Source organism: Metallibacterium scheffleri, assembly GCF_002077135.1.
GTDB lineage: Bacteria > Pseudomonadota > Gammaproteobacteria > Xanthomonadales > Rhodanobacteraceae > Metallibacterium > Metallibacterium scheffleri.
Genome location: NZ_LDOS01000002.1, coordinates 520,754 through 539,430, shown reverse-complemented (window position 1 = coordinate 539,430; position 18,677 = coordinate 520,754). Strand labels below are relative to the sequence as shown.

16 protein-coding genes are annotated in these 18,677 nt (G+C 68.4%); 5 read left to right on the top strand and 11 right to left on the bottom strand.

Annotation, left to right across the window (positions count from 1 at the left end; genetic code table 11):
- Positions 1-24: 24 nt before the first annotated feature.
- From ilvD to Mschef_RS07580, 7 genes are all read right to left on the bottom strand, one after another.
- Entirely contained in the window at positions 25-1,698 is a 1,674-nt protein-coding gene (ilvD, locus tag Mschef_RS07610) for a dihydroxy-acid dehydratase (RefSeq protein ID WP_242426489.1), read from the bottom strand.
- A complete protein-coding gene (gene leuB, locus Mschef_RS07605; RefSeq protein WP_081127222.1) occupies positions 1,695-2,795 on the bottom strand; it encodes a 3-isopropylmalate dehydrogenase in 1,101 nt (366 codons plus the stop codon). The genes ilvD and leuB overlap by 4 nt, the downstream gene beginning before the upstream one ends.
- On the bottom strand, positions 2,792-3,370 hold the full coding sequence (gene leuD / locus Mschef_RS07600) for a 3-isopropylmalate dehydratase small subunit (protein ID WP_081127221.1): 579 nt from the start codon (positions 3,368-3,370) through the stop codon (positions 2,792-2,794). The genes leuB and leuD overlap by 4 nt, the downstream gene beginning before the upstream one ends.
- Complete coding sequence (gene leuC, locus Mschef_RS07595; RefSeq protein WP_081127220.1) at positions 3,367-4,782, bottom strand: 3-isopropylmalate dehydratase large subunit; 1,416 nt, start codon at positions 4,780-4,782, stop codon at positions 3,367-3,369. Before leuC ends, leuD begins: the two co-directional genes overlap by 4 nt.
- The gene (locus tag Mschef_RS07590; protein ID WP_081127219.1) at positions 4,782-5,741 is read right to left on the bottom strand and encodes a branched-chain amino acid transaminase; all 960 of its coding nucleotides are present in this window, start codon (positions 5,739-5,741) and stop codon (positions 4,782-4,784) included. The genes leuC and Mschef_RS07590 overlap by 1 nt, the downstream gene beginning before the upstream one ends.
- Positions 5,713-7,362 carry a 2-isopropylmalate synthase gene (locus Mschef_RS07585; RefSeq protein WP_081127218.1) on the bottom strand — a complete coding sequence of 550 codons (1,650 nt, stop codon included), beginning with the start codon at positions 7,360-7,362 and terminating at the stop codon, positions 5,713-5,715. Before Mschef_RS07585 ends, Mschef_RS07590 begins: the two co-directional genes overlap by 29 nt.
- 518 nt (positions 7,363-7,880) lie before the next feature.
- Positions 7,881-8,627, bottom strand: a complete 747-nt coding sequence (locus Mschef_RS07580; RefSeq protein WP_242426488.1) for an FKBP-type peptidyl-prolyl cis-trans isomerase N-terminal domain-containing protein — start codon at positions 8,625-8,627, stop codon at positions 7,881-7,883.
- Positions 8,628-8,780: 153 nt separating this feature from the next.
- On the opposite strand from Mschef_RS07580, the gene Mschef_RS07575 reads away from it, so the two are divergent.
- The 4 genes from Mschef_RS07575 to Mschef_RS07560 all read left to right on the top strand — a co-directional run bounded on the left by Mschef_RS07575 (position 8,781) and on the right by Mschef_RS07560 (position 11,912).
- Positions 8,781-9,563 carry an enoyl-CoA hydratase/isomerase family protein gene (locus tag Mschef_RS07575; protein WP_081127216.1) on the top strand — a complete coding sequence of 261 codons (783 nt, stop codon included), beginning with the start codon at positions 8,781-8,783 and terminating at the stop codon, positions 9,561-9,563.
- Positions 9,564-10,069: 506 nt separating this feature from the next.
- The gene (locus Mschef_RS17665; RefSeq protein WP_206780155.1) at positions 10,070-10,270 is read left to right on the top strand and encodes a carbohydrate porin; all 201 of its coding nucleotides are present in this window, start codon (positions 10,070-10,072) and stop codon (positions 10,268-10,270) included.
- 64 nt (positions 10,271-10,334) lie between these two features.
- Positions 10,335-11,711: an NRAMP family divalent metal transporter gene (locus Mschef_RS07565; protein ID WP_081129906.1), complete on the top strand. Its 1,377-nt coding sequence runs from the start codon at positions 10,335-10,337 to the stop codon at positions 11,709-11,711.
- A 3-nt stretch (positions 11,712-11,714) separates the two neighbouring features.
- A complete protein-coding gene (locus Mschef_RS07560; protein WP_081127214.1) occupies positions 11,715-11,912 on the top strand; it encodes a hypothetical protein in 198 nt (65 codons plus the stop codon).
- Positions 11,913-12,245: 333 nt separating this feature from the next.
- On the opposite strand, the gene Mschef_RS07555 is transcribed toward Mschef_RS07560, so the two are convergent.
- The 4 genes from Mschef_RS07555 to Mschef_RS07540 form a co-directional block, all read right to left on the bottom strand.
- Positions 12,246-13,256 carry an IS30 family transposase gene (locus Mschef_RS07555; protein ID WP_081125962.1) on the bottom strand — a complete coding sequence of 337 codons (1,011 nt, stop codon included), beginning with the start codon at positions 13,254-13,256 and terminating at the stop codon, positions 12,246-12,248.
- Between the two features lie 392 nt (positions 13,257-13,648).
- Complete coding sequence (locus Mschef_RS07550; protein ID WP_081129905.1) at positions 13,649-13,951, bottom strand: HigA family addiction module antitoxin; 303 nt, start codon at positions 13,949-13,951, stop codon at positions 13,649-13,651.
- A gap of 34 nt (positions 13,952-13,985) precedes the next feature.
- Positions 13,986-15,827, bottom strand: a complete 1,842-nt coding sequence (gene mutL / locus Mschef_RS07545; protein WP_081127213.1) for a DNA mismatch repair endonuclease MutL — start codon at positions 15,825-15,827, stop codon at positions 13,986-13,988.
- A 43-nt stretch (positions 15,828-15,870) separates the two neighbouring features.
- The gene (locus tag Mschef_RS07540) at positions 15,871-17,154 is read right to left on the bottom strand and encodes an N-acetylmuramoyl-L-alanine amidase (RefSeq protein WP_081127212.1); all 1,284 of its coding nucleotides are present in this window, start codon (positions 17,152-17,154) and stop codon (positions 15,871-15,873) included.
- A gap of 197 nt (positions 17,155-17,351) precedes the next feature.
- On the opposite strand from Mschef_RS07540, the gene Mschef_RS07535 reads away from it, so the two are divergent.
- Entirely contained in the window at positions 17,352-18,659 is a 1,308-nt protein-coding gene (locus Mschef_RS07535; RefSeq protein WP_081129904.1) for an MFS transporter, read from the top strand.
- Positions 18,660-18,677: the final 18 nt, after the last annotated feature.

The window sequence follows — 18,677 nt, the reverse complement described above, 5'->3', positions numbered from 1 at the left end:
AAAGTGGGGCGGGAAAGGATGGGCTCAAAATGATTCGGTGATGGCGCCGCGCGCGGCCGAGCCGACCATGTGCGCGTACTTGGCCAGCGCGCCGCGCTTCACCGGTGGTTCGCGCGGCACCCAGGTTGCGCGGCGTGATTCGAGATCCTCGGGGCCATCGATGCGCCGCGCATCACCGTCGATCAGCACCACGTCGCCGTCGCGCAGCAGGGCGATGGGCCCGCCACGCGCGGCTTCCGGGGCGATGTGGCCAACCATCACGCCGTGCGTGGCGCCACTGAAGCGGCCATCGGTGATCAGCGCCACGCTGCCGCCCAGGCCGCGCCCGACCAGTGCCGCGGTCACCGCCAGCATCTCGCGCATGCCGGGACCGCCGGCCGGGCCTTCGTTGCGGATCACCACCACATCGCCCGCCTGGATGACGCCGGCCTGCACCGCGGCGAAGGCTTCGATCTCGTTCTCGAACACGCGCGCCGGGCCGGTGAAATGCGTGCGCCCCGCCCCGGCCAGCTTGAGGATGCAGCCCTCGGGCGCGAGCGTGCCGTAGAGGATGGTGAAGCCGCCGCGCGGCTTCAATGGCGCCGACACCGGATGCACCACGTCCTGCCCGGCCGGCGGCGGCGGCGCGGCAGCGAGTTCCGCGAACAGGCCGCGCCCGCTGACCGTGGGAGAATCCTCGAGCATGCCGGCCGCATGCAGCATCTGCGCGACACAGAGCGTGCCGCCCGCGGCGCTCAGCTCGACCGCGGTGTAGCGGCCGGCGGGCTTGAGGTCGGCGATCACCGGCGTGCTGCGCGCGGCGGTCTCGAAATCCTCCAGGGTGAACGGCACCTCGGCCTCGTGCGCGATCGCCAGCATGTGCAGCACGGCGTTGGTCGATCCCGCCGTGGCCGCGACCATGCGCGCAGCGTTGCGCAACGCGGCCGGCGTGAGCACCTCGCGCGGCAACGGGCCGTGCGCCAGCAGCTGCATCAACTGCGCGCCACAGCGGCGCGCGGCATCGAGTTTGGCCGGATCGGTCGCCGGCACATCATTCGTCCCCGGCAGCGACAGGCCCAGCGCGGTCAGCACCATGGCCATGGTGTTGGCGGTGAACTGGCCGCCGCAGGCGCCGGCACCTGGACAGGCATGGGTTTCCACCGCGCGCAGGCCGGCGTCGTCGAGCGTGCCGGCACCGTGCGCGCCCACCGCCTCGAACACGTCCTGCACGGTGAGATGGCGCGCGCCGAGCACGCCATGCGCGATGCTGCCGCCGTACAGCACCAGCCCGGGCAGGTTCATGCGCGCCAGCGCCATCGCCGCGGCGGGGATGGTTTTGTCGCAGCCGCACAGGATCAGCGCGGCGTCCAGGCAATGGCCCTCGACCACCAGCTCGATGGAATCGGTGATCACCTCGCGCGACACCAGCGAGGCGCGCATGCCGCTGCTGCCCATGGCGATGCCGTCGGTCACCGCGATGGTGTTGAACTCCACCGGCGTGCCGCCCGCCGCGCGCACGCCTTCAGCGGCGGCCTGCGCCAGATCACGCAGGTTGAGGTTGCACGGCGACACGTTCGACCAGGTGTGCACGATCGCCACCAGCGGCTTGGCCAGGTCGGCGTCGCCGAGGCCGGTGGCGCGCAGCATGGCGCGCGCCGGCGCGCGGTCAGGACCGGTCTTGATGGCGTCGCTGCGCAGGGGTCTGGATGTCTCGCTCATGCGCGCGCCACCACGGCCGTGTCCACCGCCGATTGCGACCACAGATGCCCGATCACCGCATCGGTGAGCGCGGCGGTGCCGTGATGGCCGCCCAGGTCGGGGGTCAGCACGCCTTCGTCCAGCGCCAGCCACAACGCGCTTTCCAGCGCGCCGGCGGCGACCTGCATGCCCAGCGAATGCCGCAGCAGCAGCGCGGCGCTGGCAATGGCGCCGGCCGGATTGGCGATGCCGCGCCCGGCGATGTCCGGCGCCGAACCGTGGATGGGTTCGTACAGGCCGCGCGGGCCGTCACCCAGCGAGGCCGACGGCAGCAGACCCAGCGAGCCGGCGATGGCGGCAGCCTCGTCGGTGAGGATGTCGCCGAACAGGTTCTCGCTGACGATCACGTCGAAATCGGCCGGGCGCGTCAGCAACAGCATGGCCATGGAATCGACCAGTTGGTGCTCGACCTGCACGTCGGGATACTCTGCGGCGAGGCGCTGCGCGGTCTCGCGCCACAAGCGCGAGGTCTCCATCACGTTGGCCTTGTCCACCGAGGTCAGCTTGCGCCGGCGCTGCCTGGCCAGCGCGAAGCCGCGGCGCAAGACGCGCTCGATCTCGGCCACGCTGTAACTGCACAGATCCGATGCGCCGGCGGCATCGCGGGTCTTGGCGCCGAAGTAGATGCCGCCAGTCAGCTCGCGCACGAACAGCAGATCGACATTGCGCAGTTTTTCCAGCCGCAGCGGCGAGAACTGCGCGGCGCGCGGATGCACCTGCACCGGGCGCAGGTTGGCGTACACCCCCATGGCCGCGCGCAGCGCCAGCAGACCCTGCTCGGGGCGCACCGGCGCGCGCGGGTCGGACCACTTCGGTCCGCCCACCGCGCCCAGCAGCACCGCGTCACTGGCGATGCAGGCGGCACGCGTGGTCTCCGGCAGCGCCGTGCCGCAGGCATCGATGGCGACACCGCCGATGGCATGCTCGCTGAAGCGCAGCTGGAAGCCGTGGATTTCGGCCACGGCTTCGAGACAGGCCACCGCCGCGGCGGTGACTTCGGGGCCGATGCCGTCGCCGGGCAGCAGCGCGATGTGGGCGGATGCGTGTGGGGTGTTCATGCGGCGTGCTGCTCCTCGTAGTGACGTATGGCGGCGTCCGCGCGCAGCAGGAAGCCCAGTTGGTCGATGCCCTCGATCAGGCAATGGCGAGCGAACGCGTCCAGCGTGAAAGCGAAGCGCCCGCCGTCGGGCAGGGTGATGTGTCCGGTGACCACGTCGATGCCCAACTCGAGGCCTGGATGGCGCAGCAGGTAACGGTGTTCGGCGGCATCCACGGTGATCGCCAACAGGCCGTTCTTCAGCGCGTTGCTGCGGAAGATGTCGGCGATCTCGCTGCTGATCACCGCGCGCAGGCCGGCATCGAGCAAGGCCCACGGTGCATGCTCGCGCGAGGAGCCGCAGCCGAAGTTGCGCCCCGCCACCAGGATGCTGGCGCCGCTGGCTTCGGGGCGGTTGAGCACGAACTCCGGATCGGGCGTGCCGTCGCCGCGGTAGCGCCAGTCTTGGAACGCGTGCTGGCCAAGTCCCGCGCGGCTGGTGGTGGTGAGGAAGCGCGCGGGGATGATGCGGTCGGTGTCGATGTTCTCGTGCGCCAGCACGACCGTGCGTGCATGCAGATGACGGATCGGTTTCATGCCACGGCCTCCTCGAGCAGATACGCGCGCGGATCGGCGATGCATCCGGCCACCGCGGCGGCGGCGGCGCTGGCCGGGCTGGCCAGCACGGTGCGCGCGCCCGGTCCCTGGCGGCCCTCGAAATTGCGATTGCTGGTGCTGACCGCGAGTTGGCCAGGCGCCACCAGATCGCCGTTCATGGCGATGCACATCGAGCATCCCGGTTCGCGCCACTCCGCGCCGGCGGCGCGGAACACCGCATCCAGGCCTTCCTGCTCGGCGGCGCGCTTGACCGCCGCCGAACCCGGCACCACCAGCATGCGCACGCTGCCGGCGACGCGGCGCCCGCGCAGCACCGCGGCGGCGGCGCGCAAATCGGACAGACGCCCGTTGGTGCAACTGCCGACGAACACCACGTCCACCGGCGTACCGGCGAGATGGCTGCCGGCGCGCAAGCCCATGTAGTCCAGCGCACGCTGCGTTTGCGCATCGGTTGCTGTCGGCACCACGGCGTCGATGTCCAGCACCATGCCCGGATGCGTGCCGTAACTCAGTGTCGGACGCACCGCGCTGGCGTCGATACTGACGCTGCGCTCGAAGCGCGCCTCGGCATCGCTGTGCAATGTCTGCCAATACGCGACCGCCTGTTCCCAGGCCGCGCCTTGCGGTGCGCGTGGACGACCCTTCAGCCAGGTGAAGGTGGTCGCATCCGGCGCGATCATGCCGGCACGCGCGCCGGCCTCGATGGACATGTTGCACACCGTCATGCGTTCTTCCATCGACAGCGTGCGGATCGCCTCGCCGCGGTATTCGATGACGCATCCGGTGCCGCCGTCGACGCCGATGTGACCGATGATGTGCAGCACCAGATCCTTGGCGCTGACGCCCGGCTGCAGGCGCCCGCGCACCTCGACGGCCATGGCCCTGGGCTTGCGCTGCAGCAGGCATTGCGTGGCCAGCACATGGCCGACCTCGCTGGTGCCGATGCCGAAGGCCAGCGCGCCGAACGCGCCATGCGTGCTGGTGTGGCTGTCGCCGCAGACGATGGTCATGCCCGGCTGCGTGGCGCCGAGTTCCGGGCCGATCACGTGGACGATGCCGCGCTGCGCGCTGGCCAGGTCCAGCAGCTCGATGCCGAACTCGGCGCAATTGGCGCGCAGTTGCTGCACCTGAGCCGCGGCGGCGGGCGTGACGTAGGGCAACGTGCCGGAGGCGTCGGCCGCCAGCGTCGGCGTCGAGTGGTCCATCGTCGCCAGCGTGCGCGCGGGGCGACGCACGCGCAGGCCGCGGGCGCGCAGTTCGGTGAAGGCCTGCGGCGAGGTGACTTCGTGCAGCAAATGCAGATCGACGTACATCACGCCCGGTGTGTCAGGCGTTTCGGCGATCACCTGATGCGCATCCCAGAGTTTGTCCAGCAGCGTGCGCGCGGCCATCACGCCACCTCGCGCTGCAGTTCTGTCCGCAGCGCCGCACTGGCGTGCAACGGCGTCAGCCAGCCATGACGGTCGGCGTGACGGCCATCGAACAGGCCGAAGAACGCATCCTGCAGCGCGCGCGTGACCGGGCCCGGGGTGGCCTTGCCGACCGGTTTGCGGTCGACCGAGCGTACCGGCGTGATTTCTGCCGCGGTGCCGGTGAGAAACACCTCCTCGGCCGTGTACAGCAGCTCGCGCGGCAGATCGCCTTCGACCACGTCGATGCCGAGCTCGGCGGCCAGCACCAGCACGCTGTCGCGGGTGATGCCGGCAAGGATGCCGGCGGCGACCGGCGGCGTGTACAACCGCCCGCGCTGCACCAGGAACAGGTTTTCTCCGGCGCCTTCGCTGAGCAGGCCGTTGGGTGCCAGCGCGATGCCCTCGGCGTAACCGCCGCGCTTGGCCTCCTGCGCGATCAGCTGGCTGGACAGGTAATTGCCGCCGGCCTTGGCCCCGCTGGGCAGGGTGTTGGGCGCAGGCCGGTGCCAGGACGACACGCACACGTCGATGCCCGCGTGCACGCCATCGCCGTGCAGATTGCCCCAGGGCAGCGCGATGATCGCCACTTCCACCGGCACCTCGGGATCGGGCGCGAGGCTGAAGGTGAAGCCGGCGCGGTACACCAGCGGGCGCACGTAAGCACTGTCGAGACCATTGGCCAGCACCACGTCGGCACAGGCCTGGTCGATTTCATCCGCGCTGTGGCGAATGTTCAGATCATGGATGCGCGCCGAGCGGAACAGGCGCTCGGTGTGCTCGCGCAAGCGGAAATAACGCGGGCCGTCCGGGGTGGCGTAGACGCGCTCGCCCTCGAACACCGAGGAGCCGTAATGCAGCACGTGTGCGCCGACATGCACGGTGGCCTCGTGCCAGGGTTTGATGCGGCCGTCATGCCACAGATACGTGGCGGGTTTCATCGTCATGGTGTGAATTTCCGTCGTGGGGATGGGTGAGATTGGCGGGCGCGCGCGGCTGCGTGCGTTCGATGCGGTTGACGACTTCGAGCATGGCCAGTGCGGCGGCCTCGACGATGTCGGTGCTGGTGCCACGGCCACGCGATTCCTGCGCGTCGTGCTGCACGCGCAACACCGCCTCGCCCTGCGCGCCAGCGCCCAGACCGATGCTGCGCACGCGCAGTTCGAGGATTTCCAGCGCCAGCCCGGAGGCGCGCACCAGCGCGGCGGTGACGGCATGCACCGGGCCGCTGCCGGTGGCGGTTTCGCGTACCTCGCGGCCATCGACATGGCGCAGGTGCAATGACGCGATCGAGGCACCGCCGACGTAGGTGCCGACGTGCATCGCGGCCAGCATCCATGGCCCGCGTGCCTGCACGCTGGCGCCCAGCACCAGCGCTTCGACGTCGGCATCGAGCACCTCGCGCTTGTTCTCGGCCAGCGCCTTGAACGCGCTGAACACGGACTCGAAACGCGCGTCATCGATGTTCAGCAGCAGCTCGCGGATGCGCTCGCGCAGCGCGTGGCGGCCGCTGTGCCGGCCCAGCACCAGACGCGTATGCGGAAAGCCGACATCCTCGGGACGCATGATTTCGTAGGTGGCGCGATTGGCCAGCATGCCGTGCTGGTGGATGCCGGCCTCGTGCGCGAAGGCGTTGTCGCCGACGATGGCCTTGTTGCGCGCGACCTCCAGGCCGATCATGCCGCTGAGCGCGCGCGAGGCGGCATACAGGCGCGTGCTGTCGATGCCGGTCGCCAGCGCGTAGCGGTCGCTGCGCGTGCGCAGCGCCATCACCACTTCCTCGAGCGCGGCGTTGCCGGCGCGTTCGCCGATGCCGTTGAGCGTGCACTCGACCTGGCGCGCGCCGGCTTCGATCGCGGCCAGGCTGTTGGCCACGCCGAGCCCCAGATCGTCGTGGCAATGCGTGCTCAGCACCGCGTCGTCGATGCCGGCCACCTCGCGGCGCAGGCGCGCGAACAGCGCGGCGATTTCGACCGGCGTGGTGTAACCGACGGTGTCGGGCACGTTGATGGTGCGCGCGCCGGCGGCAATGACCGCGTTGAACACCTCGATCAGGAACTCCGGCTCGGTGCGCAGCGCGTCCTCGGCGGAGAACTCGACGTCGTCGCACAGCTCGCGTGCGCGGCGCACGCCGGCGACGGCGACAGCCAGCACCTGCGCCTTGCCCATGCGCAACTTGTGCTCGCGATGGATCGGACTGGTCGCCAGAAACAGGTGGATGCGCGCCGCGCGCGCCGCTTGCAGCGCGCGCGCGGCGCTGACGATGTCGCTTTCCTGGCAGCGCGCCAGCGCGGCGATGCGCGCCTGTCGCGCTGCCGCGGCGACCGCGGCGACCGCCGCGGCGTCGGCGTCGGACGCGGCGGGAAATCCCGCCTCGATGATGTCCACGCCGAGTTCCTCGAGCACGTGCGCCATGCGCAACTTCTGCGCGCGGTTCATGCTGCAGCCGGGCGCCTGCTCGCCGTCGCGCAGGGTGGTGTCGAAGATCAGCAGGCGCGCACGCGCCGCTGGCACGGCGACGGTGGGGTCGTGCTCTGCGACGGGATGGGTCGGATTGCTCATGTTGACTCCGCGGGTTGCGTGGCGGGTGCGGCGGCGACGGGTGGGGTGACGGGTAAGGTGACCAATGAAACCGGGGGCGAAAAAAAACCCCGCTCGGATCAGGAGCGGGGTTCTGGTGGTTCGTCTGCTGTTGATTGCGACGCGCGACCTATCCCGCTGCTCCGTGGCTAATGAGGAGAATCGCGAGAAGGTAAAGCGCCGCCGCGAGCAGGCTCGCGATGCAGGCAAAATCAGCGGGAGTGATGCGCGGCACGGCCAGCACGCGCGCGGCAGCGACTGGAGCGCTGCGGACGTGGGCGGCGGGGGCGGTGCGCGTGAACATGATTCGAAAGTAAAGCGCTGGATGCGCGCTTGTCAACACTTTTTTTGCAGGGCAACAACATGGCCGTCTGCACGGCCAAAGCAGGGGCGCCAGGCAGGCACTGCGTTCGCGCGATGCATCGCGATCATGCACATGGGCGTTGCGCGGCGACGCAGCAACGGCGCGGATGTCCGCGCCGTGGCCTCTACCGCAAGGCTCACTTGCCGCTGTTGTCGATCTTCAGCAGCTTCAACTCGAACACCACGGCCATGTTGGGCCCGACGCGCGGCGGCTGACCGACCGGGCCGAAGGCAAGCTGCGGCGGCACGAACACCTGCCAGCGGTCACCCACCACCATCCTTGGCAGGATCGCCTGCCAGCCGCGGATCATCTTGTCCACCTGGAAAGTGATCGGCTTGCCATCGGCATACGAGCTGGCGAATTCGCTGCCGTTGGGCAGCGAGGCGCGGAAATGCAGGGTGACCTTGGACGTGCCGACCGGATGTTGCGTACCCTTGCCCGATTCCAGCACGCGGTATTCGATGCCGTCCGGCAGCGTGATCACACCCGGCTTGGCCTTGTTGGTGGCCATGAAGGCCTCACTCTGCTGCAGATTGTTCGCGGCCACCTTCTTGTAATTCGCCAGCGCTTGCGCACGCAGACGCTGCTGCAGGCCGGCCAGTTGCGCGCGCATGTCGGCCACCGGCACGGCCGGGGTTTCCTTGGCGTAGGCGTCCTGCAGGCCCTGCATCACGCGCTTGATGTCGACATCAACCTTGTTGCCGGCAAGATTGCTGCCGACTTCAAAGCCGACCGCGTACGACAGTTGATCGCGATTGATCGGGACCGGCGCCGTCGCGGGCACGGATGCGGCATGGGCCGGGGCTTGCGCTTGCTGCGCCAGCGCAACCAGCGGCAGAAGGGGAATCAGGGCCAGCAGGGCCATCGGGGCAAGCTTGCGCATGCGGATCTCTCTCGGCGATAGGTGAACACGGGGCCGGCATACCGGTCCGAGCGTAGAGTCACGCACGGCACAAAGGTTCCCAGCTGTTTAACATTCGTGCCGCCAGCGTACAGCCGGCGCGGCATTCTCACCCTACCTCAATCAGGCACCGTCATGGACTGCACCCACCTGTTGATCGAAGACACCGGCGCCGTGCGCCGCATCACCCTGAATCGCGCCGACAAACTCAACGCGCTCAACCGCGCGCTGCTCGGTGAGCTGGGTAGCGCGATGCAGCAGGCGCGCCACGACGACGCCGTGCGCGTGGTCGTGCTCGCCGGCGCGGGCGAGAAGGCGTTCGTTGCCGGCGCCGACATCACCGAGATGGCCGATCTCACAGCGGCGCAGGCGCAGGCGTTTTCGCAACAGGGGCAAAGCCTGATGCGCAGCATCGAGACCCTCGGCAAACCGGTACTGGCACGTATCCATGGCTACGCGCTGGGTGGCGGACTGGAACTGGCCATGGCCTGCCACCTGCGCATCGCCAGCACGCGCGCCAGGCTGGGCCAGCCCGAAGTCGGCCTGGGGCTGATTCCCGGTTTCGGCGGCACGCAGCGGCTGGTGCGCCTATGCGGACGCGCTGCCGCGCTGGAGCTGTGCCTGCTCGGCGCGCCCATCGACGCGCAGCGCGCGCAGCAACTGGGACTGCTCACGCGCGTGGTCGCACCGGAGGCACTGGATGCCGAGGTCGATGCCATCGCCACGCAACTCGCCAGCGCCGCGCCGCAAGCCATGCGCCACATCCTCGCCTGCGTGATCGAGGGCAGCGAGTGCGCGCTGGACCAGGCGCTGGCGTTCGAGACGCAGGCCTTCGCGCTGTGCTTCGCCGGCAGCGACATGCGCGAGGGCACGCGCGCCTTCATCGAGCGGCGCAAGCCGCTGTTCGACGGGCACTGAACACACGCCACGCGCCGCGAAAATTTCTGTTGACGCATCGCGGCGTCACACCTACAGTGCGCGCGCCGCGCGGGTCGCCCCGTGGCGCTTTCCAGGCTGATACCGAGTCCCATGGACAGTTATCCGAGTATCCCCGCAGCGAGCGTGCTCCACGCGTGTCTCGCTGCCCTGACGACAGACCGCGCCGTGGGCGCGGGCGGGCACTCGTAACGTCCCGCTCGCCTCCGGTCCGTGGACTGGAGGTGAGCCATGCTGCTGTTCGATCTTTCCGCGTTGACTGGCGGTGCCAGGCACGCGCCGCTGCGCTCTTGCGTGCATTCGCCGCATCCGGCCCTGCCCAAGGCAACCCCGGCGCACAGGCACGCGCATATCGAAATGCGCTGGCGGCATATGCCGAGCACGGCGCGCCCGCAGGCGCACTGGTACGCGCGAATTGCCTCCATTCCTTGCCCTATCTTGCGCAGCACCGGATCGCTCTGGCGCTGCCGCCGCCACGGTTCGATCGCATGCGTTGCGACACGCGCACGCTGTACGCACTGGTCCGGCTTGCGCTCGCCGCGCTGGGCTTGCCCGCACAAGGCGATGCGGCACTGATGGGACGTTACCTGCAAGTGAGTCCCGACCTGCAGTGGATCTCCAATCCCGGCTATAACCACGCGCGCGGCCCGGCGCGCGTGCCCGGCGTGCGCGTGCACGTCGCGATCTGATGCGCCATTCACCCCAAGCCACGCCGTTCCGCCTCCACTCGCAAACCCGCCACGAGCCATGACCATGAGCATCATTCCGCATGCAGTGCACGACCCGAATCTCAACCAGGGCGCGCGCGCCGGCTTCGACCAGCGCTTGCGTGATCGCCTGTACATCGCCGATCTGCGCGCGCGCCCGCGCACCTTGCCCAATCGCCTGCTGCTGGTGCTGGCGCTGGTCGGCCCCGGCCTGCTGGTGATGCTGGGCGACAACGATGCCGGCGGCGTGCTCACCTACGCACAGACCGGCGCGGCCTACGGCCTCGGCATCTTCCTGCCGATGATTCTCGTGCTGGGTTTCATCGCCTACATCGTGCAGGAGATGACCATCCGTCTGGGCGCGGTGACGCGGCGTGGCCACGCCGAACTGATCTGGAAGCGCTACGGGCCATTCTGGGGCCTGTTCTCGCTGGTCGATCTGGTGCTGGCCAACATCCTGACGCTGGTGACCGAGTTCATCGGCATCCGCATCGGTGGACTGGCATTCGGCATCCCTTACGCGATCACGGTACCCCTGACCCTGGCCTTCGTCGTCGGCACGCTGGTGTTTCTGCGCTACTGGGCATGGGAGCGCGTGGCGCTGGTCATCGCCGCGTTCAATCTGGTGTTCGTGCCGCTGGTGTGGATGGCCAAGCCCGACTGGGGCGCGGTGGCGCAGGCCTTTGCCGGCGGCGGCTGGATGCTGCCGGGCGGTCTGCTGTCGGCGACGTTCCTGATCCTGCTCTCGGCCAACATCGGCACCAGTATCGCGCCGTGGCAGTTGTTCTTTCAGCAGTCCTGCGTGGTGGACAAGGGCCTGCTGCCCAAGGACATCCCCGCCAGCCGGCGCGATTTGATGCTTGGCGTCACCGGCATGGTGGTGGTGGCAATGGCGGTCATCATCATCGGCGCGGTGGTGCTGTCCGGCCTGCCCGATGCCCGCGACATGACCGCCGGCGCGGTGCTGCACGCGTTGCGCCTGCACCTGGGCGATACCGCCATGAAGCTGTTCGCGTTGGGACTGATCGAGGCCGGGTTGATCGCCGCCGTGGTGATCACCGCCAGCACCGCGTGGGCCATCGGCGAAGCACTCGACCTGCCGCGCTCGCTCAATGCCAAACCGGCGCAGGCCTGGCGTTTCTACGCGCCCGCGGTGATGGGCACGGTGCTGGCCGCCGGCGTGGTGCTGTTTCCCAACCTGCCGCTGGGCTTTCTCAACCTCAGCGTGCAAGTGATCGCCACCGTGTTCATGCCCGCGGCGATGCTGTTCCTGCTGATGCTGCTCAACGACAAGGAACTGATGGGCGATTACGCCAACGGTCCGCTGCGCAACGGCGTGTCCATCGCGATCATGCTGGCGCTGATCCTGTGCAATGTCCTGTATGGCCTGGTCACCGTATTCCCCACCCTGTTTGGAGCCTGAGCCATGAAAGATCTCGATCAATACAGCCCCGACGAACTCAAGGCCCTGCTCGCCGACGAGGGCTGGGACACGCCGCTGGCGCCGGTGCAGCGGCAGCAGCTCAAGCCCTGGCAACAGGGCGTGTTCTGGGCACTGCGCATCTACGTGGTGATCATGTGCATCATCGTGCTGTGGGCGTTTACTTCGGGGGTGCATGCGTGAGGAGACTAGGCCGACCCGTAAGCGCATCGCGTTGCGTGCGCGTGGTCGCGCCCGAAACCGGAATCAGGGGCAGAGTGGAGTTTCAGAAAAAGTGCAACCTCAGTTTTGGTTGGGCACGTTACTTTTTTATGCCAAGGAGAGCTACATGTGAAGCCGTTCGATATGGATTTACGCCGGCATTCATAGTGTTGAGAAGATGAACACTTTTGCACTCCGCACGGATCTGACTGTAGTTGTTGAACACGGATTATGAGTACGCTAAACCGTCACCCTCTGATATGGTGTAACCGCGCCCTTTTGTCTTGGCGGTTTCAAGGTCCCGGTGCAACAGAATCAGTGCATGGTGCCGAGCGTGGCCTCGGCGAGTCGTAGATGTTCGTTGTAGACCTGCAGCGGCGTGTGGAATCCATGCCGTTGCCGAGGTCGGGTGTTGAGGCTCAACGCGATCTGGTTGAGCTCGTCTTGGCTGTACACCGACAGGTCCGTGCCCTTGGGCAGGTACTGACGCAACAGGCCGTTGGTGTTTTCGTTGCTGCCGCGCTGCCAGGGGCTGTGCGGGTCGGCGAAGTAGACCGCCACACCGGTTCGCAAGGTCAACGCATCGTGATAGCTCATCTCCTTGCCCTGATCGTAGGTCAGCGTCTTGCGCAGGGCGGCCGGGATGCGCTGCAGGGCTTGGCTGAAGCTCACCAGCGCGTCTGCGGCGGTGGCGCTGCTCATCTTGGCCAGGACCACGAAGCCACTGCTGCGCTCGACCAGCGTGCCGACCGAAGAGCGATTGCCGGTGCCCTTGATCAGATCACCCTCCCAGTGGCCCGGGACCAACCGGTCTTCGACCTCGGGCGGGCGCACATGGATGCTCTGCATGTTCGGGATCTGGCCACGTCGATCCTGACCGCGGCTGCGCGGCTTGCGGGTGCTGCGGCCCTGCCGCAGGCAGGCAATCAGCTGCTTGCGCAAGTCGCCCCGCGGGGTCACGTAGATCGCGCCATAGATGGTCTCGTGCGACACCCGGTAGTCCGCCCGATCGGGGAAGGCCCGCGCCAGTATCCCGGCGATCTGCTGCGGCGACCAGCGCGCAAACAGAAGCTCATGGACCACTTCTCGCAGCGCTGGATCGTCGAGCTTGCGCGGCACCCGCGGTTTGCGTCGGCAGAGGCCCGCTCGCCCTTGCGCCGCCTGCGCGAGATAGGTCACCCCACTCGGCGCACGCCGGCGCTCGCGGCTGATCGTGCTCGCGGCACGGCCCAGCGAGCGGGCAATCGCACGCAGACTGTCACCGGCTTCCAGACGTCGCTGCATCTCCACGCGCTCATCCAAACTCAGTTCGTTGTAGGTTCGCATCGCAACAGCCTAAGCTACTCCCGCTTGGGTGTTGCACCTGGAGTTTGAGGCCGCCCTTGGTTATCCGGACGCCAGAGCGCTTCGTTGAGTATCGGTGCTGGCTCGACTCAGTCAATCAGGGTACTCCGCTTCCTGGTGTCAGGTTTTGCTACTGCGACGGCTCGGCGCTTTCACTGCCCAACTACTATTCGATTATGAAATGAAGCCTAACTCCGCCCCTAATCTCACGCCAGCGATGTCTGCTGCCGGAACCATCCATGCCAATCAATGACCTCCGACTGGCATGCCGCCTGAACCCGCCGCCTAATCCCGCAGCCTTTCCCAACCTGACGCGAAACCGCGGCCATCCTGCGCCCGCGAAGTGATGCGCGCAAGGGACCGGCTCGCCCTGGTTATGCCGCGCGCCGCGCGTTCCATGGCGTGATCCGGCGCAGCGTTTCGGCGATCGCATCCTTGGTCATGGCGCGGTCGTGGTCATCCTGCAAACCGGTCCAGAAGCCTTCCGATGTGCCGAAGAACTGCGTCAGGCGCAGGCCGGTGTCGGCGGTGATGCCGCGCTTGCCGGCGACGATTTCGCCGACGCGGCGCTGCGGCACACCGATTTCCTTGGCCAGCCGGTACTGGGTGAAGTTCATGGGCTTGAGGAATTCCTGCAGCAGGATTTCGCCGGGAGCGGGATATGGAATGCGGCGCATGGGGTTCACCATCAGCGGCTGACGCGGCATCGGCTCAGCGCCCGCGCAGGAACAAGCGGTCCAGTTCGGCCAGCGACACCTGCACCCAGGTGGGGCGGCCGTGGTTGCACTGGCCGCTGCGCTCGGTGGCTTCCATCTCGCGCAGCAGGGCGTCCATTTCGGCCAGGTTGAGGCGGCGGCCGGCACGCACCGAGCCGTGGCAGGCCAGGGTGGAGAGCAACTCGTTCTCGATTTCCTCGAGGCGGCGCGAGCTGCCGTGTTCGGCCAGCTCGGCGAGCACGTCGCGCGCCAGTTGCGCGGCGTCGGCGTCGGCCAGCAGCGCGGGCACGCTGGTCAGGCGCACGCTGTCGGGACCGGCGCGCAGCAGCTCCAGACCGAAGCCGGCCAGCGCGGCGCCGTGTTCCTCGGCGGCGGCGGCTTCGCGCGCGCTCACCGGCAGCGTCAGCGGCACCAGCAGGCGCTGCGCGCGCAGGCTGCTGGCGGCGCGCCCGGCCTTGAGGTGTTCGTAGGTGATGCGCTCGTGCGCGGCGTGCATGTCCACCAGCACCAGGCCGTGCGCGTTTTCGGCCAGCACGTACACGCCCTTGAGCTGCGCCAGCGCGTGGCCCAGCGGCGGGATGGCGGCAGCGGCGGATGCCGCGGGCAGCGGCGCGGGCAGTGCGCCGGCCAGCAATTGCACGTAGGAATCGGCGCCGGCGCCGGCGCGCGCGGCATCCCGCACGCCGTGGCGCAGGCCCAGCGCGGCCTGATAGGCAGGTGGTACCGGGCGCGTCGTGCCGGATGCCGCGACGCCGAGCCACGCGGGGGATGCATCCAGCGCCGGCAAATCGGCGCGCAACGGCTGTGCGTCGACGCGCGCGTGGCCGGCGCCCTGCCCGGCGCGCGTGTCGGCCAGCGCCTCGTGCAGCGCGCGGAACAGGAAGTCGTGCACCAGACGCTGCTCGCGAAAACGCACTTCGCTCTTGGCCGGATGCACGTTGACATCGACGCTGGCGGGATCGAGTTGCAGAAACAGCACGTAGGCCGGGTGGCGGCCATGAAACAGCACATCGCTATACGCCTGGCGCAGTGCGTGGCTGACCACGCGATCGCGCACCAAGCGCCCGTTGACGTAGAAATACTGGCGATCGGCCTGCGCGCGTGCGGCGGCCGGCAGTCCCACCCAGCCGTGCAGGCTCAAACCCGCAGCGGTGTGCTGCACGGCCAGGCACTGCGCGGCGAATTCGTCACCCAGCAGCGCCGCCACGCGCGCCAAGCGTGCGGCTTCATCGCTGGCCACGCGCAGCACGCGCTGGCTGCGCGCATCGTGCGTCAGCGTGAACGCGACGTCCGGGTGCGCCAGCGCCAGCGCCTTGACCAGCTCGTCGATGTGCAGGAATTCGGTGCGCTCGGCGCGCAGGAACTTGCGCCGCGCCGGCACGTTGTGGAACAACTCGCGCACCTCGACGCTGCTGCCTTCGGGATGCTGCGCCGGGTGCGGTTCGGTGCTGCGGCCATCGGCGACCTCGATGCACAGCGCATGCGCACTGCCACGCGGGCGCGAGGTGAGGGCGAAACGCGACACCGAGGCGATCGAGGCCAGTGCCTCGCCGCGAAAACCCAGCGTGGCCACGTGCACCAAATCGTCGAAACTGGCGATCTTGCTGGTGGCATGCGCGGCCACGGCCAGCGGCAATTCGGCGGCGGCGATGCCGGTGCCATCGTCGCGCACGCGGATCAATCGCGTGCCGCCGGCTTCCAGCTCGATCTCGATGCGCCGCGCACCGGCGTCCAGGCTGTTCTCGACCAGTTCCTTGACCACCGAGGCCGGGCGCTCGATCACCTCGCCGGCGGCGATCTGGTTGATCAGGCTGCTGGAGAGTTGACGAATCGGCATGCTGGGCTCGCGCGGCGAGCGCCAAGCATAGCGGCTGCGCCGCTCAGTTCTTCGCGCTGCCGTCGAGGATGTCCAGCGCGCGCGCGCCGGGGCCATGCCAGGGCGCCTGCTGCCGCGCGGTGTCGGCGGTACGCATGCGCTTGGCAGCCTGGTAGGCGAACCAAGTGCCGGGCGGCGGCGTGTTGAGGAAATAGCTCTTGACACCGCCGAGAATCGAGTGCGCCAGCTTTTCCTGGAACACCGGATTGATCAGGCGCAGCGCATCCTGCTTGTCGGTGACGAAGGCGGTCTCGATCAGCATCGATGGCACATCCGGCGCGCGCAGCACGACGAAGTTGGCGTGCTCGACGTGGCTCTTGTACAGCGGCTCGATGCGCCCGATCGATTGCAGCACATCGCTGGCGGCGCGGCGGCTGGCATCCATGGTGACACCTTGCGACAGGCTGAGCAGCACCGAGGCCAGCGAGGATTGCTGGTCGTGCAAATTCACCCCGCCGACCAGCTTGAACGAGTCGTTCTCGCTCTGCGCCAGCAATTTGGCCGCGGTGCTGCTGGCGCCCTTGGTGGAGAGAATCCACACCGAGCCGCCGCGCGTATCGCAATCGTCCGGACAGGCATTGGCATGAATCGAGATGAACATGTCGGCCTTGGCGTTGCGCGCGATCTCGCGGCGCTGGTCGAGGGTGACGTAGTAATCGCCGGTGCGCGTGAGCACGGCCTTCATGCCGCGCTGCGCGTCGATCAGCCGGGCCAGATCCTTGCCCACCGCGAGGGTGATGTTTTTTTCCTCGATGCCGTCGTAGCCGATGGCGCCGGTATCCCTGCCGCCGTGGCCGGGATCGATCACCACCACGACCTTGCGCCCGCCATCGGGGAGTTGCGCGAGCTCCGGCGCCTGCACGGCATGCACGGCACTGTCGGGGGTCATTTCCAGCACCAGCCGGTAGCCGGGCGAATCGGGCGTCGGCGGCAACAGGAAACTTTTCGGACGCACGCCAGTGTCCATGTCGAACACCACGCGCACGCCATCATCAGGACGCGCGCCGGTGCGCACGTCCTTGACCAATCCCGCGCCCGCGGGCGCACGGAAATTGCCGGCGAGGCGGCTGTCGTGCACATCCAGCACCACGCGGTCGGGATGGCTGAGCTGGAACAACTTGTAGTCGGCGCTGCGATCGAGCAGAAACACCGCGCGCGTGCGTCCGGCAGGCGTGGACAGCTGCAAGGCGCTGATCTCGGCCAGCGCCGACGCGGGCGCGGCATGCCCTGGCAGCGCGAACAGTGCCGCCAGCAGGATTCCCGCGCTCAGTATGCATTTGCCCGACATGCGCTGGATTCAACTGCAAGCCGCAGGGCTTTGCAAGCATTTTTCCCTTTTTAATCCGATACCTGTATGAAATTCGTCAGAATTCGCATGAAATGATGCAGCCGGCGCATTGGCGTACCGCGCAAACCCGACCGGAAACGCATGCCGCGGCCACGCAAGCCAGCCGGGCGGCAAGACCCGACGCCTATACTCGGCACATGGCTCCCGATGCACAGCTCGCGACGCGCGACGCGGCTGGTTTGCCCGCTGCGGACTGCGCGCAAACCCAGCAGGCCAAATGCATCCGCCACGGCACGGCGGCATTCCGGCGCGTCAACGCGGCCATGTTCGCAGCGGGGCTGTCGACCTTCGGATTGTTGTACTGCGTGCAGCCGCTGATGCCGGCGTTCAGCGCGCACTACGCCGTCAGCGCGGCCGTCAGCGCGCTGTCGCTGTCGCTGACCACGGGCATCCTCGCCATCGCCATGCTGTTCGCCGGCGCGGTGTCGGATCGCCTCGGCCGCGCGCGCGTGATGAATTTCGCGCTACTGAGTTCAGCCGTGCTGGTACTGCTCAGCGCCGCGGCGCCGGGCTGGCATGCGCTGCTGCTGTGCCGCGCGCTGCTCGGGCTCACCCTCAGCGGACTGCCGGCGGTGGCGATGACCTACCTCAGCGAGGAAATGCACGCCGACTCGATCGGCCTGGGCATGGGCCTGTATATCGGCGGCAGCGCCATCGGCGGCATGGGCGGACGTCTGCTGGCGGGCGTGGCGGCCGATTTCTGGGGCTGGCGCATCGGCATCGCGGCGGTGGGCACGAGCGGACTGCTGGCCGCGCTGGTGTTCGCGCGCACACTGCCGCCTTCGCGCCACTTCCAGGCGCGGGCGCTGGATCTGCGCGCGCTCGCCGCGCGCTGCACCGGGTTGTTCCGCGACGCCGCGCTGCCGTGGCTGTTCGCGCAGGGTTTCCTGCTGCTGGGCGCGTTTGTCACCGTATACAACTACCTCGGCTATCGACTGATGGCCGCGCCCTATCACCTGAGCCAGGCCGACGTCGGGCTGATCTTCACCCTGTATCTGGTCGGCACCTTCAGTTCTGCATGGATGGGGCAACTGGCCGGCCGCGTCGGGCGCCGGCGCGTGCTGTGGACGGCGTTCGTGCTGATGCTGGTGGGCGTGGCGCTGACCCTGCCCGGCTCGCTGTGGCTGATCGGGCTGGGGGTGGCGCTGCTCACCTTCGGCTTTTTCGGCGGCCACTCGATCGTCAGCAGCTGGGTGGGGCGGCGTGCCGGCGCGGCCAAGGCGCAAGCCGCGGCGCTGTATCTGTTCGCCTATTACCTTGGCTCCAGCGTGGCCGGCGCCAGCGGCGGCCTGTTTTACGCCGACTGGGGCTGGAATGGCGTCGCCGCGTTCGCCGGCGCGCTGGTGCTGCTGGGCCTGATCGTGGCGCTGCATCTGTATCGCATCGCGCCGCTGTCCAGCACCGCCACGCCGCGCGCTGCCATGAGTCGCGGCGCGATGCCGTGAGCAGGTCGCGGCCACGCT

Bases quoted from the DNA above. Each gene is read 5' to 3' on its own strand.
- ilvD (WP_242426489.1), bottom strand. From the start codon at position 1,698: ATGAGCGAGACATCCAGACCCCTGCGCAGCGACGCCATCAAGACCGGT.
- leuB (WP_081127222.1), bottom strand. From the start codon at position 2,795: ATGAACACCCCACACGCATCCGCCCACATCGCGCTGCTGCCCGGCGAC.
- leuD (WP_081127221.1), bottom strand. From the start codon at position 3,370: ATGAAACCGATCCGTCATCTGCATGCACGCACGGTCGTGCTGGCGCAC.
- leuC (WP_081127220.1), bottom strand. From the start codon at position 4,782: ATGGCCGCGCGCACGCTGCTGGACAAACTCTGGGATGCGCATCAGGTG.
- Mschef_RS07590 (WP_081127219.1), bottom strand. From the start codon at position 5,741: ATGAAACCCGCCACGTATCTGTGGCATGACGGCCGCATCAAACCCTGG.
- Mschef_RS07585 (WP_081127218.1), bottom strand. From the start codon at position 7,362: ATGAGCAATCCGACCCATCCCGTCGCAGAGCACGACCCCACCGTCGCC.
- Mschef_RS07580 (WP_242426488.1), bottom strand. From the start codon at position 8,627: ATGCGCAAGCTTGCCCCGATGGCCCTGCTGGCCCTGATTCCCCTTCTG.
- Mschef_RS07575 (WP_081127216.1), top strand. From the start codon at position 8,781: ATGGACTGCACCCACCTGTTGATCGAAGACACCGGCGCCGTGCGCCGC.
- Mschef_RS17665 (WP_206780155.1), top strand. From the start codon at position 10,070: ATGCGTTGCGACACGCGCACGCTGTACGCACTGGTCCGGCTTGCGCTC.
- Mschef_RS07565 (WP_081129906.1), top strand. From the start codon at position 10,335: ATGAGCATCATTCCGCATGCAGTGCACGACCCGAATCTCAACCAGGGC.
- Mschef_RS07560 (WP_081127214.1), top strand. From the start codon at position 11,715: ATGAAAGATCTCGATCAATACAGCCCCGACGAACTCAAGGCCCTGCTC.
- Mschef_RS07555 (WP_081125962.1), bottom strand. From the start codon at position 13,256: ATGCGAACCTACAACGAACTGAGTTTGGATGAGCGCGTGGAGATGCAG.
- Mschef_RS07550 (WP_081129905.1), bottom strand. From the start codon at position 13,951: ATGCGCCGCATTCCATATCCCGCTCCCGGCGAAATCCTGCTGCAGGAA.
- mutL (WP_081127213.1), bottom strand. From the start codon at position 15,827: ATGCCGATTCGTCAACTCTCCAGCAGCCTGATCAACCAGATCGCCGCC.
- Mschef_RS07540 (WP_081127212.1), bottom strand. From the start codon at position 17,154: ATGTCGGGCAAATGCATACTGAGCGCGGGAATCCTGCTGGCGGCACTG.
- Mschef_RS07535 (WP_081129904.1), top strand. From the start codon at position 17,352: ATGGCTCCCGATGCACAGCTCGCGACGCGCGACGCGGCTGGTTTGCCC.